This window comes from Streptomyces sp. P3 (assembly GCF_003032475.1).
Lineage (GTDB): Bacteria > Actinomycetota > Actinomycetes > Streptomycetales > Streptomycetaceae > Streptomyces.
In genome coordinates, this window is record NZ_CP028369.1 from 9,322,685 (window position 1) to 9,336,693 (window position 14,009).

At 69.2% G+C, this 14,009-nt stretch carries 9 protein-coding genes; 5 read left to right on the forward strand and 4 right to left on the reverse strand.

Translation table 11 applies throughout. The features are described 5' to 3' along the window. Positions 1-202: 202 nt before the first annotated feature. The 3 genes from C6376_RS41330 to C6376_RS41340 are packed head-to-tail and all read right to left on the reverse strand — an operon-like array spanning position 203 to position 4,889. Positions 203-3,415, reverse strand: a complete 3,213-nt coding sequence (locus C6376_RS41330; protein ID WP_107448327.1) for an AAA family ATPase — start codon at positions 3,413-3,415, stop codon at positions 203-205. Beyond that, positions 3,412-3,648 (reverse strand): AAA family ATPase, encoded by a 237-nt coding sequence (locus C6376_RS41335; protein WP_107448328.1) that lies wholly within the window; start codon positions 3,646-3,648, stop codon positions 3,412-3,414. Before C6376_RS41335 ends, C6376_RS41330 begins: the two co-directional genes overlap by 4 nt. Further along, on the reverse strand, positions 3,645-4,889 hold the full coding sequence (locus C6376_RS41340) for an exonuclease SbcCD subunit D (RefSeq protein ID WP_107448329.1): 1,245 nt from the start codon (positions 4,887-4,889) through the stop codon (positions 3,645-3,647). Before C6376_RS41340 ends, C6376_RS41335 begins: the two co-directional genes overlap by 4 nt. A 429-nt stretch (positions 4,890-5,318) precedes the next feature. On the opposite strand from C6376_RS41340, the gene C6376_RS41345 reads away from it, so the two are divergent. From C6376_RS41345 to C6376_RS41360, 4 genes are all read left to right on the forward strand, one after another. After that, a complete protein-coding gene (locus tag C6376_RS41345) occupies positions 5,319-6,158 on the forward strand; it encodes a hypothetical protein (protein WP_107448330.1) in 840 nt (279 codons plus the stop codon). 131 nt (positions 6,159-6,289) lie between these two features. Continuing rightward, positions 6,290-7,354 carry a hypothetical protein gene (locus tag C6376_RS41350; RefSeq protein WP_159083453.1) on the forward strand — a complete coding sequence of 355 codons (1,065 nt, stop codon included), beginning with the start codon at positions 6,290-6,292 and terminating at the stop codon, positions 7,352-7,354. Further along, the gene (locus C6376_RS41355; RefSeq protein WP_107448332.1) at positions 7,351-8,850 is read left to right on the forward strand and encodes a hypothetical protein; all 1,500 of its coding nucleotides are present in this window, start codon (positions 7,351-7,353) and stop codon (positions 8,848-8,850) included. Before C6376_RS41350 ends, C6376_RS41355 begins: the two co-directional genes overlap by 4 nt. Beyond that, positions 8,847-10,211, forward strand: coding sequence for an AAA domain-containing protein (locus C6376_RS41360; protein ID WP_159083454.1), 1,365 nt, complete (start codon positions 8,847-8,849; stop codon positions 10,209-10,211). Before C6376_RS41355 ends, C6376_RS41360 begins: the two co-directional genes overlap by 4 nt. 43 nt (positions 10,212-10,254) lie before the next feature. On the opposite strand, the gene C6376_RS44290 is transcribed toward C6376_RS41360, so the two are convergent. Continuing rightward, positions 10,255-10,653, reverse strand: a complete 399-nt coding sequence (locus C6376_RS44290) for a hypothetical protein (RefSeq protein WP_159083455.1) — start codon at positions 10,651-10,653, stop codon at positions 10,255-10,257. Positions 10,654-10,822: 169 nt separating this feature from the next. On the opposite strand from C6376_RS44290, the gene C6376_RS44295 reads away from it, so the two are divergent. Next, positions 10,823-13,909: a hypothetical protein gene (locus tag C6376_RS44295; RefSeq protein ID WP_159083456.1), complete on the forward strand. Its 3,087-nt coding sequence runs from the start codon at positions 10,823-10,825 to the stop codon at positions 13,907-13,909. Positions 13,910-14,009 lie beyond the last annotated feature (100 nt).

The following is a 14,009-nucleotide window of genomic DNA, read 5'->3' on the forward strand; positions in this document are numbered from 1 at the left end:
GGGGGCGTGTTCCTCGACGGCCCGGCTGCTCCAAGGAAGAGCACTCTTGCGCCGGGATGCCGGGCAGAACCCGGCACAGGCGCGGCGTCGTCGGGTGGGCGGCTGCGGTCGGCGCTGAGTCAGTTGCTGTCAGCGCCGGCCGCCGGCATGCAGGGGCGTGTGCCCTGTGATGCGCCGGAAAGGGTCGGTTTGGCAGTACTGCTCAGGTGTTTTCCAGCAGGCGCCCGATCGCGTCCTGGATGGCTTCGGTGGTTTCTTGCGGTGTGAGCCAGGCGGCGGTGGAGCCCTGGTCGGTCTTGTGGACGAGCAGGACGTCGTCGACGACATCGGCTACCGGGAACAGGTGGCTGATGACGATGACCCTCGTGTCCTGGGCCACGCTGTCGCTCAGGACGGCGAGGGTGTCGCCCAGGCGGATGTTGTCCAGCGAGCCGAAGCCTTCGTCCAGGAACAGGCTTTCCAGCTTGCTGTGGCTGGTGTTGTGGAGTTCGACGAGCGCCAGCGCCAGCGCGAGGGAGGTCTGGAAGGTCTCTCCGCCGGAGAGGGTCTCCGGCTCGCGCGCGTGATTGGTGGCGCGGTCAACGATCTGGAAGTCCTCGGTGAACCCGTAGTCGCCCATGGAGATCTGCCGGAGGATCCTGCTGCCGTGCCTTAGCAGCGCATGGGTGCGCTGATCGGTGAGATAGGTGAGGAACCTCCCGTCGGTGAGCTGTTCGCTCACGTTCTTCCACACCGCGGCCTGCCGGTGGGCATCTGTGAGGGCGGTGCCCAGCGCGTCGGCGTAGGGGATTTGGGACCGCGCGGTGCTCAGGTCGGTCTTGGCCTTGTCGTGCGCGGCTTCGGCTTGGATGGTCTTGCGGCTGAGCGGGTCGAGAACGGCGGGGGCGAGCAGGTCGCTCTTCTCGGGCACCGAGAAGCCGGGTTCCTGGTCTGTCTCGTCGGCGGGGGCGCCGGCTTGGCGGATCAGCTCCTTCTCGAATGCGCGGACCTCGTCGACGGCGTGCTGCGCGGCCTGCCCGAGCGTGCCGGTCAGACGCTGATGCAGCGAGGCGAGGGCCATGCAGTAGGTGTCGACGGCGGCCAGGTCGCCTGCGTCCGGGACAGGAGGCAGGTCGGGGGATGCCTTGGCCTCGAGAAGGCCTGCGGCCTCGGTGGCCGTGTCCGCCCAGCGCTCCAGCTGCTTGATGAGATTGCGTGTGGGGGTCTCGATCGTGCGCCGGCGGCGTGCCTCCAGGGCCTGGAGGTTTTCGCTGTGCAGCGTGAGGGCCTGCCGGGCGTCGTCACGCTCCAGTGTCCTCTGCTCGAGCCGTTCGAGGCGCTGGCCGGCCGCCTCCTGCGCGGAGGCGATGTCTTGCAGGGAGGGTAGTTGTGACGGGGAGGGCTGGGCGGGGCGGATGGAGGGCGGCAGTTCGCCGACCTCCGTCAGCAGACTCGCCAGCTCGGTCTCGTACTGCAGCCGGGTCTTGTCCAGCCGTTTGCGTTCACGCTGCAAGCGGCCGCGCTGGCGTTTGAGCTCGGCCCGGGCCGCCTCGTGCTCGGCCTGCGCCGCCCCCAGCTCCGCCTGGGCGCTCGTGTGGGCTGTGAGGGCCTCACCCTCCGCGTCGCGCAGCGGCTGGGCAAGTCCTTTGACCGCACGGGTGATCTCCGCCCGGCCTACTGGTTCGCCCTCGGCAAGGGCGTGTGCCTGAGCCGTCGTCTGCCGGCCCAGCGTGTCCAGGGCGGTGGCCGTGGCAGGAGCACCGGCTGGGTGTACCGCGTCCACCAGCTCCTGCACCTGGAGCAGCGCCGCGTCCATGCGCTCGCGGGCGGCCAGGTGTCCGCGGCGGTGCTTTTCGACCTTCCGCTCGGTTGCCTTCAGCTGGGCGGCCGCCTCCGTCTTGGCAACGACCGCCGTTTCGACGGCGTTCGAGCGTGTGGTGACCTTGCGTCTGGCCTGAGTAAGCGCCTTGCCGTCCAGCAGCGGCGGGGGAGTGAAGTCGCTCGGGAGGGGCTGGGCGCACACCGTGCAGGCGTCCCCGGGCGCCAGACCAGCACCCGCCGCGGGGGCCGCTTCCTTGCGCTGCAGCGCTGCGAGGTCGTCCTGGGCTGCTTCCAGAGCGCCGCGCAGCTTCTTCAGCTCGCTCTCCAGGCTGGCGCTGTGGCCGCGCTGTTCCTCCACCGTCTCGAGCGTCGTGCGCTGAGTCTGCAGATGCCCGGCCGCGGTGTTGGCCTCCTGCAGCGCTGCCCGGACGGCCTCCTGGATCTGGTCGGTGTGCGTGCGTGCCTCGCTCACCATGCGCTCGGCCCGGCCGGCGGCCTCGACGAGGGCCGCCTTGCGCTGCTCGTGCTCTTCCAGTTCCTGTCGTGCCTGCGTGTGCTCCTGTTCGTGCTCGTTGTGCTGCTCCTGCTCCTGCTTCAGCCGCTGTTCGACGGCGTCCAGGCCGGCTGCACGCTCCGGCAGGCGGGACAGGACAGCGAACGCGCTGGACAGGGAGCGGAGCGTGTCACCGGACTGTGCGGCCGTATCCAGGGCGCCCTGTGCCGCCTCCAGTTTCTCGGTCAGGTCGCGTCCGGTGGTCTCCTGTTCTGCTGCCTCGGCATCGAGTTCCCTCTTCTTCCGGGCCAGCGCGGCCATCGTGATGCTCGCATCCGCAACAGCACGCTCACGCAGCAGTCGCGCCGCTTTGTCCAAGCCCGTCTTGCGGTGCTTGTGCTCGACGGCCCGGCTCTGGGCCGCGCGCAGCGCATCCAGTCGCTCGCGCCGACGGGCCGCGATACCCCGGGTGCGTTCCAGGTCCAGCAGCGCCTGGGAAGCGGCAGCATGAGGATCCGGCAGGAGAAGCGCGCGGGCCCTGGTCCCCTCGGTGATCTGCGTATTCAGGCGCTCCAGTCGCACGCCGGCCCGCTTGCGTACACGCTCGAGCTCGTTGATGCCGAAGATGTGCCGCAGGATGTCGGCACGCATGGCCTTGGGGGCCTTGAGGAGGGTGTCGAACTTCCCCTGGCGCAGCAGGACCGTGCTGACAAAGCCGTCCCAGTCCAGTCCGATGATCCGGGTCACCGCCTGCGTCACCGCGGCCTTGCCGTCGACCTGCAAGTCGGCGCTGTCTTCGGCCAGGGGCTCGAGCAGGGCCTGCGGCCTTTGCTTGCGGTCCGCATGCAGGGTGCGGCGCACACTCCACTCGCGGCCGTTCGCCGAGAACTCGAATGCCACGTCCATGCTGGGGCATCCCTTGCCGATCAGCTCGTAGGCGGCCTTGGGGTCCTTGGACCACGAACACGTCCCGTACAGGGCGAAGATGATCGCCTCGAGGATGGTGGACTTGCCCACGCCGGTGTTGCCCAGAATGGCGAGCAGGCGTTTGCCGGTGAAGTCGATGCTGCAGGTGCCGGCGTAGCTGCGCACTCCCGTGAGGGTGAGCCGCAAGGGCTTCACGATGCCTCCATCCCGGTGTCTTCCAGCGCGGTGCGCGGCAGTTCCTCAAAACCCCTGCTGTCCTTCGGCCACGGGCACCTCCCGTACAGGGCGAAGATGATCGCCTCGAGGATGGTGGACTTGCCCGCGCCGGTATCGCCAGTGATGCCAGGCAGATGCTTGCCGGTGACGTCGATAGTGCTGGCGCCGGGGTAATTGCGCACTTCTGTGAGGGTGAGCCGCACGGGCCTCATGACGCCTCCTTCCAGGGGTTTTCCAGCGCGGCGCGCAGCTGTTCCTCGGCAGGGACCGGGGTCAGCGTCTCGTCGTCGAGTTCGTTGAGCAGGTGGAGGAATGCGGTGACGGTCGACTCCGCGGCATCTGCGTCCACTCCCTCACGTGCCAGGTAGGCCCGGAATGCGTCGGGGAGTGCCGGCTCGTCGCTCAGGTCACCGTCCAGGACGGCGCTGACGGCCGCTTCCCGCGCCGGGGCGGCGTTGATGAGGATCGCGTTCGGGACGATCTCGGCGATCTTCTGGCTGAGGAGCCCGTCGGGCTCCTCGCCGGTGATCGCCGGTTTGAGGAAGGTCCCGTCGTATTGGTCGGCCGTGGCCTTCAGTTCCTCGAGGGTCCCGGTGAAGTGGGTCAGCCGCCGGCCGCTGGAGAGCCGGCGCGGCAGCACCCGCACCGGCCGCCCCGGGTCGGCGTCGACGATCACGACGCTCTTGATCTCGTCGGCCTCGCCGAAGTCCATGGCAAGCGGGCTGCCCGCGTAGCGGGCGGCGAACTTCAGGCCCTCGATGGCCTGCGGGCGGTGGATGTGTCCGAGAGCGGCGTACGACACCACCGGAAGGTCTTCGGGAGGGGTTTCGAAGGCCTCGTCCACGGCCCGTTCGCTCGGGGAGGTCCTAGCGCCGGTGATGAACACATGGGTCGTGAACAGCAGGATGTCCCGGTTGGGGTCGTATCCCTCGTGCAAGGCCTCCGTCAGTTCCCCCTGCAGACCGCGCATCGCCGCGGTGTAGTCGGCATACGACGTGCCGGAGGTGGAATCGTGCCGCCAGAACCGGTTCGGGTGCACGAAGGGCAGGACAGCCAGCCGGATGCGCTGCTCACCGCCGCAGGCCTCGAAGGTCATTACGCCCCCGTCGTGTGCTGGGCGGAGCCGGTCGACGAAGAACAGGCCCCGGCCGCAGGAGGGACCGCTCATGAAGTTGAAGAACTCGAAGTAGTCGGGGGAGTCGTGGTTGCCGGCCAGGACCACGGTGGGGGCGATGGCGGCGAGTTCGCGCAGGGTGCGCATGGCGCGGAACATGTCCCGGACGGTGGGACGGGAGGAGTGGAACAGGTCGCCGCTGTTGACGATCAGGTCCGGCTGGCTCTCCTGGGCGATGGCCACGATCTCGGCCAGGACGGCGTCGAAGTCCTCGTCGCGTGGATGCCCGTGCAGGATGTGGCCCAAATGCCAGTCGGAGGTGTGGAGCAGTCTGCTCATGCCTTCATGCGCCCTTCTGGAAGCGAGGCGTAGGAGGGCACCGGTGGTGCCTTATGAGCCCGGGACTGTACACCAAATTCCCTGGAGTAAAACTGGATGTCCCGAGTAGCTGTCGACATCCAGCATGGGTGAGCATCGGGTCACTCTCGAGAGGCGCATGCGACAGATGCAGGAGGCGGTCCGGCAGGCGCTCACGCAACACGATACTTTCCAAGTCTGCTTTCTAAGCTCGAATTTGACATCCGCCTGAGGCGTCTGAAACGTTCTTTGCGGGCTCAGCGATGCCCCGACACGGTCCAGTCGACGCCCGCGCCTACGGCGCCGAGTTCCGCCAAGGTGTGCCCACACGCGACCGGATCCATCAAGCGTCGGTCTTGGTAATTTACTGGAATAAAACTGGGAGCCCCGAGTGACTGCTAGCATGCGTGCATGGACGAGCATCTGGTCGCTCTCGAGAAGCGCATGCAACAGCTGCAAGAGGCGCTCCGGCAGGCGCTCACACAACATGACGACGCCCAAGTGAACGTCCTGGGCAAGGAGTTGACCCGCATTCGACACGCCTGGGACGTGCTGTGCGGGCTCAGTGATGTCCCGGACACGACCCCGCCGGAGGCCCAGCCAGAGGTCCGGCCGGAGCCCGTGCTTACGGTCGCCGAGCCGCCCCAGGGCGTGCCCGTACGTGACCAGGTCCACCAGGCGCTGGCCCTCCTCACCGTCCCCGCCTCGCCCAAGCTGCTCAGCCAGGTGCACCAGGCGTTCTTCTCCAGCCCGCTGAACACGGCCCGCCTGACCACCCTGCGCCGTGACGAGGAACGCTCCTTCCGCTCCGCCCCCTATGGCCGCGCCTACTACATCTGTCCCGCGCTGACCTTCGACCTGCTCTCACCGGCCCGCGGGTTGCTCGCCTTGAGCACTTGGCCGCTGGAGCAGCGCCTGGTGGGGCCGCTCACCCAGCGCGTCCACTTCCTCACCTCGGCCCTGCGGCTCGCGGACGCCGCCGAACACCTCGCTGGCGAGGCCGGGATGCCACAGCCCGTCCAGCAGCTCCTGCTGCACTACAGCCGCAACATTCACGGCGACACCCCCCGGGGCCCGCTCGACCTGGAGGCGCTGCGCCGGGCCGCCGCAGCGGAGCTGGAGATCCACGCCGACGACGACGCCGACACCCGCGCCGAAGCGGCCCAGCGCGCACGCGAGCAACTCGGCGACGTTGAGCAGATCTTCGGCAATATCCTGCGCGACACCGCCCGCCTGCGCCGCACTTCATAAACCCGCCCCTGCAACCAGCACGGCTGTGCCCTGTCCCGCCAAGGAAATCAGTGAGCTCGCTCGACGCACGACTGGGCGTATTGCGCGGAACCGCGCCGCCCATCCCGCACAACGCACGCACCCTGGCTGCTTTGACCGCCAATCCGAGCTGCGACCGCCGCTCCCTGCTGGACGCGGCCGGCATCGACAAAGACGCCCTCGCCGGCCATCTGGGCCTCCCGCGGCCGCTGAGAAAATCCCAGCTCGCCCTCGACTACGGCATCGCCTTCGAACGCACGGTCACCGCTCAGGCCGGAGCCCCCCTGGTGCCGCTGCTCCGCCAAGCCCTGGGCCTGACCCTGCCGGAGGTGTCCTACGAGGACGTCAACAGCGTCGGCAGCGATGACGACAAGTCCCCCCTGAAACTACGCCGCGCCCATACCCGCTCCCGCATCCTCAGCGCAGCACACCACAGGTCGGACAACCCTCGCACCCTGCTCGACCACCCCGTACTGTGTCTGACCGTCGCCGGCCACCAGGTCTACCTCGAGCCCGACGTCATCGCCTTCCAGCGCGACGGCATCTTCCACGTCGTGGAGATCAAATCCTTCCCCGTCATCCACGGACAGCCCGACCCCATCAAGGCCAACGCAGCACTGACCCAGGCCGCCGCCTACGTCCTGGCCCTGCGGGAACTCCTCGCTGGCGACGGCCTCCCGCCAGAACACGTCTCCGACACCGTGATCCTGGTCAACCCGCGCAACTTCACCCGCCACCCCACGGCCACGCCCTTCAGCGCCCACAAGCAGATCAAGAACCTAAGCCGCCACCTCGGCAGACTGAGGCGCCTGCCCGAAATGCTGGACAAACTTCCCCCCGACACCACCTTCGACCTGGCGCCCGGCCCCGACCAGAAACCGACCCGGCCCCCCGGTGAACTCGTTGCCGCACTCGCCACCGTGCGGCCGCACTACACCCCCGGCTGCCGCCACCACTGCGACCTGGCCTTCCACTGCCGAACCGAGGCCCGCAACCAGGGCCGGACCGCGGCCCTGGGCACCGCAGTCCGTGACGACCTCGCGGGGATCGACACCATCGCCAAGGCCCTGGCCCTCACCGACGGGCACCTGCACCCCTCACGGGGCCAGAAAGACCTCACCCAGGCCCTGCGCCACGCACAGCGCATCCACGCAGACCTCCAGACGGACACCGCATGATCCGGCTTACCTCACTCCTGCGGATGCGCGCCGCCCACACCGGCAATGCTCAACGCGCCAGCCAACTGCGCCACCTCCACCTCAGCGACCAGCCGCTGATGCTGCTGGCGCTGAAGCAAACCGGCCCCGCCGCACGACCGCTGGCCATCATGCTGGGCACCGACCCACACCGCCCCCAGCTCCTGCTCGCCCCGCCCTCAGGCAGCACCACTCCCATGCTCGCCGCCCTGGCAGACGCCGTCACCGCCTACATCAACGCCTGCCAGCGGCACAGCGAGCACCTGCCCGCCACCTCCAACAAGCCGGCACGCCGCCGCTACACCGATGCCCCCCAGATCCTCGTCCCCAACCCGCAGACCGTGCAGCACCTGAAAGACCTCGGAGACGACCTGAGGTTCCGCAGCGCCGACGACCAGAATCCCGACTCCCGAGCCGTCCAGCGCTTGGGACACTGGCTCACCTATCTCACCGACCGCGCCGACCTGGCCGGCTCAGCCGCCCTCATCCCCATGACCAGCTTCCTCGGCATGCACTGGATCAGCGGCCAAAGCCCCCTCGAGGACGAGGACCTGGCCACCCTGCTGGCCTGGATCGACCCGCCCCACCACGCAGCCTCCGGACGTGGCGCCGCACTGGAGGCAGAAGACCCGGCCACCCACCGCCCGGCGGGACCAGCCACCGACGCCGCCTTCGACAACGACCACCTGGCGCCCCTGTTCGACGCCCACGCCCGCGCCCGGCGCCGGGCCCTGGGCCAGGAGCAGACCCGCACCCTGCAAGAACTCGACCGCCTGCTGGCCACCTACCTGCAGCCCACCTGGGACCTCATGTGGCAGGCCTACACGCTCCTGCAGGCCCTCCCCGAAGCCAAGGGCACCGCACGCCGCTGGGACCACGAACGCACCGCATTCACCGACGAATGCCTCTACCTGGCCCAGGACGGACGCCCCCGGCCGGCCCGCGACAACGCCGTCGCCGCCGCCGTCCGCCTGGCCCACATGGAACACGCAGCCGCCGCCTTCGCCGCCGAACGCGCCGCCGACGACCCCTTCGTACGGGCAGAACTGCGCACCACCGGCGAAGCCTTCGGCGGTCCTGTCACCGTGATCGACTCGGAGCGCACCCTGCGCGGGCCCAGCGGACGAACCCAATGGCGGCCCAGGCTGACCGTGTCCACCCCGGACCCCGTGCCGATGGAACCAGGCCAGCTCCTGGTCTGCCACACCTACCCCAACGCCCGCTACAAGATCTGCGAGGTCACTCCGGCCGACGGCGACACCCTCGTCGAACTCGAGATCACCGCCGGCATGGGCACCATGGCCCGCCCCAACCACGCCGTCCTGCCCGAAGCCGGCGCCTTCCTCGTGTTCACCATCGCACCGGGGCACTACCGGATGCCGGAATTCCCCGCACGAGAGCAGACACCCTGGACCCACGGCGGACCTCCTGCCGACCATCCGGACCACAGCGACGACAGGGGCGAGGAAGAACAGTGACACCCCCTCACCAGCCATCGCCGCAGCAGCAGATGGATCAGGCCGCCCACGCCATCCTGGAACAACTGCCCACGCTCACCCACCGCGGACTCGTCGTGGACTCTCCGCCCGGCGCCGGCAAATCCACCCTGGTCGCCCAGGCCGCCGACGCTCTCGCGCAATCCAGCGCCCCCCGCGTCGTCATCACCCAGACCAACAGCCAGGTCGACCACCTCGTGCGGCGATTCGCCCAGCACCACCCGCACCTGCGAACCGCCCGGCTCACCGCAACGGACCACACCGTCCCGCACGACCTGCAGGCACATCCCGGCATCCGGATCGGCACCCGCATCGAAGCCCTCGAAAAGACGGCCGACGTCATTGTGGGAACCGCCATGAAATGGGCCACGGTCACCGACCGCCGATGGCCATGGGCGATCATCGACGAGGCCTACCAGATGCGCTCCGACACGCTTTTGTGGATCGCCGGCATCTTCGACCGGGCCCTCTTCGTCGGAGACCCCGGCCAACTCGACCCCTTCTCCGAGGTCGAAACCGACCGCTTCCATGGCCTGTCCCACGACCCCATGAACAGCGCGGTCGCCGTCCTGCTCGCCAACAACCGCGACCTGCCCGTCCACTCCCTGCCCGTGTCCTGGCGCCTGCCACCTTCAGCGGTCCCCCCGATCAGCAACGCCTTCTACCCCTCCACGCCCTTCCACGCCGGAAGCCGTGAAGCCGACCGCACCCTCACGTTCTCCCCCCTCGACATCCGCACCCCCACCGACGAGGTCATCGAACACGCCGCCCGAACCGGATGGGCACTGTTCGAGCTACCGGCCCGCATCACTGGCCGACGCGACATCGAAGCCTTCCAGGCCGTCCTCGGCATCGCCGAGCGGCTGCTGACCCGGCGCGCCATCACCACCTGCGAGGAAAACCCCCAGGGGCACATCCTGCAGCCCGGTGACATCGCCATCGGCACCGCCCACCGCAGCCAGGCCCACGACATCCGCGCACTCCTGACCCGCCACTACCCCCAACTGCACGGCATCACCGTCGACACCGCCAACCGACTCCAAGGCTGCGAATTCCGCATCACCATCGTCCTGCACCCCCTCTCCGGCCGCGGCGACGCCTCCGCCTTCCACCTGGAAGCCGGCCGCCTGTGCGTCCTCACCTCACGCCACCGCCACGCCTGCATCGTCGTCGCCCGCGCCGGCATCGCCGAACTCCTCGACGCCCACCCCTCCAACGACCCCGTACACCCCGGCGCCGCCTCCAAGGTTGCCGACGGCTGGGAGGCCAACCACGCAGTCCTCGCCCACCTGACCGAGCACACCATCAACGCCCAGGCACGGCCCGGTCGCCGACGCGGATGAGCAGCTCGTGGCCCGCGCCTGCAACGCGCGCATCGGCCTGCCCTCACCCGCGGTCGCGCACCACACCGCAAACGATCATGATGCGATGTGCCGACCACGCGCTATGGCAGGCGCCGCATACGGCCTTGCGCCATCCCCCTGGCCAGTCGTCGCGGGTGCGGATACGGCCGGGTGCGCCGCAGAACTCACAGGTGCGCTCCGCCTCCTCCTCGGCCGGGGCGATCAGGCTCCTTAGGGTGTCGCCGCTGCCCGGCGGCCCTTCCACATAGACGCGCAGACCACCGAGTTTCTCCTTGAGATCGAGGAGACGGTAACCGGGAAAGGCCGCACGGATCTGTTCATGCAGACGCTCCAGCAGATGTCGCCAGCCCGGCCCCACTGCGTGGATCCGCGCGGGAATCTGTACCGGGCGCGCATCAGGGGCAGCGGGGTCGTCAGCCATGGCCCCATCCTCGCGCACCGCGCGTTGCCGAGGCTCAGCCCACAAGGGGTGCTGGTACACGACGCGCCTGAGCACTCAGCGCCCCAGACGCCTGCATGGCCCCGGGATGTCAGTGGAGTACCGGACACTGGTCGTGCGTGACTGCGGCAGTGAGACCGGGGGGAACGACGTGAGTGACGATGCCGTCCAGCTCGAGAAGCGTATCCGCTTCGCCTTGGGCACCCTCGGCGAGAGCAACAGCCACCACGAGTTCGAGGCCCTGTGCCTGGGCCTGGCCCGCCGCAGGATCACCAGCAATCTGCTGCCGGCGACCGGCCCCGTCAGCGCCGGCGGGGACCAGGGCCGGGACGCCGAAAGCCACTGGAGCAACATTCCCAGGGAACTGCCCGACACGTCCCTGTTCGCGTCGCTGGCCTCCACCCAGAGGGTGGTGATGGCCTGCACCATCCAGGCCGCCGACATCCCCGGCAAGATCCGAAAGGACCTGGCATCGATCTGCGGGCAGGGCACACCCGTTGACCGCGTCATCTACTTCACGGTGACCGCCGTGCCCACCAGAAAACGGCACGACCTGATCGAAGAAGCCGCCCGGACGCACCAGGTCGACCTGGAGATCTGGGACGCGGCCGCCCTCGCTCTCCACCTCGCCGACTACGACCTGTTCTACCTCGCCGTCCAGTACCTCCACCTGCCCTCCGACCTCACTTCACCGCGCCCGGACGGAGCCGGTGAACTGCCCGACTGGTATGCCGAAGCCCGCCGTCGATGGCAGGCCAACGACGAGCCGGCCCGCACCCTGGGCGACCTGGTGGACCTGCGGGGCCCGCTGCGCCACGCCACCTTCCACGACGAGGCCCGGGCGGATCTGCCGGAATGGATCGGTCACGCACGTGCCCTGCTGGCCGCCGCGGCGGGGGAGCACACCGCTCTGCGGGCCCGCTACGAGATCGTCGTGGCCACCCTGCGCGGCCTGGGCGACATGCGCCCGGCGGACCAGGTGGCCCGCGACTTCTTCGACACGGTCACCGCCGACGACACTCTCACCGACCCGGGAATCCTCGAGGACGCCGTCGTGCTCCTCGGATACGGATTCGGGGCACTGATCCGCAATCTCACCGCGCTGAGTGCAGACGACCTGTGCGGCTGGCAGCGCCTGCTGGCCGACAAGACCGACCGCCTGCTGAACGCGGACCCGCCCGCCAACGCCATGGCCCATCTGCTGGCCATGCGAGCCCGCCTGGCCCTGCACACCGACATGACCGCCGACCTCGAATCCGTGCCCGAGGACCTGCCGACCGTCGCGGAGGTCACCGCATCCGTCCTCGAAGCGGTGGAAGCCGGTGAACCGGTACCTGCTCTCCAGACGCGGCCGCCGCTCACGGACCTCGACACCGCCATGAACATCCTGCTCCGGCTCGGCCACCACCTGGACAACGCACCGCTGTTCCCCATCGAGCACACCGCCGACCTCTTCGACTACCTCACCCCCGTACTGGTGGACCACCCCCTGTACCGGGAGGTCCGTGACCTGCTCGACCAGGCAACCGACCGGGTCATCGGCCAGAGTGCACGCGGCGAACGCGCTCAGTCCCGGGGCCACGCCCTGATCAAGAGCGGCCGCATCCTCCAAGCACTCCAGGAGATCCACGAGGCCAAGGCCAACTGGCTGCGCGGCGACACCCTCGAGGGCGGCCTGATCATGCTGCTGCTGTGCGCGCGCCTCTACAGCGAACTCGGCCTGCCCATCGCCGCCAAGCAGTACGCACTCGCAGCCGCCACCGCCGCAAAGTCCGCGCCCAACCCCGAACTCAGCCGCTTCATCCCCCGCGGCATCATCCACGCCGCCCAGTACGACCGCCAGGCCGGAAACTGGATCTCCGCCACCCGCCTGTTCTGCATCGGCCTCATGGCACAAACCGACTACTGCGACGAGCCGTACAACAACGAACGCTACCCCCACGTCTGGGACATGATGGGCAATCAGGCGCTCACTCTGCGCGTGGCCGGCGAGGTGCGGCCCGGCTTCGTCCCCCTGCTCCGCACGATCACCGCCTCGGTGGGCATCGACACCATCATCGACGAGATGCTCGCCCCGACCGCCAACGTCCCCACAGCAACCGAAGAGACGTACGCCGAGGAGGCCGACACCCACGGTGCGGGACGGCCCTTCAGCGACGCCGGCCCCACACGCCGCTACGCCTGGAACGCGCTCGGCGTCGACTGGGAGATCACCTGTCTGAACGACCGGCTGTCGGTACTGGCCACGGAACGCTACACCGCAGCACTCCAAGTGTTCCTCGGCGAACTCGCCCTAGGAGACCCGCTGTTCCTGCCCGGATGCCTGAGCGTCGAGATCCACGCAGACGCCACCCTGCCCCACGACCAGCCCGCCCTCTTCGACCAGAGCGCCGACCGGGACACCAACCGGTGGAGGCTGCGCCTGCCCACAATCGCCCCCGCGGACCTGGAAACAGAGCCCTCCCGTCTGCTCACCGCCCTGGTCAAGGTGGTGCTCTCCCAGTCGCTGCTCTCCGACCAGGCATTCATGCACCTCGTCGAGCAGGCGCTCGCCGGCGGCCTCTGGCACAAGCTCTTCGTCGGCCGCCCCTACGACGAACTGGCCGACTTCCTGAGGGCCGACGACTACCAGACGATGGCTGCGCTCGCCGACCCGGCCGTCGGAGCAGGCACGCCGCGCGGCCAGGCGAAACCGGCTGCCCTGCCGGCCCGGACCGGGCCTGGGCCCGGCTACGAGCACGAGACAGCCCTCGACACCGTCCGCAACCGCTATGCCAACCTGCTCCCCATCGTGCGCTACACCCTTCCCCGCCTGGCCGCGGACCCCGGCTTCCGGCGTACAGCCACGCAGTTGAGGCAGGAAGGGTGGCGCGACTGGCACCTGCTGACCGCCATCGCCAACGCGGTCGGAAACCATCGCGCCCAGCAGCAGGGCCTGCGTCCTTCCCCGGGCGATTCCCCAGAACACCGAGCTCGCATCCTCGCCGCCATGCAGGCCCCCGAGCGTCCCGACGACCCGCCGGTTCCCGCAGAGGCATTTACCGAACATGCCCTGCGCTCACACCTGTCCGTGGCTGCGGTGAGCACCGCGCGCGGCCTCGGCCTCGCCATCCGCCCCGGCCCGCTCGACCCTCAGGCACTGCTGTCGGTGCTCGGCGACCGGTACGGCTACTGGACGGACGACATCGAGCACACGGACCCGTTCGGCTGGCCGGCCACTCAGGACGACACGATCTGACCCGGGTGCGCAGGTACAGCGCAGCGACCACCCCGACATGCTGGTGCTGTTCTCCAAAAGCCGCGGGTGTGCGCGGCCGGCCGCCTCGACGGCGATCCGA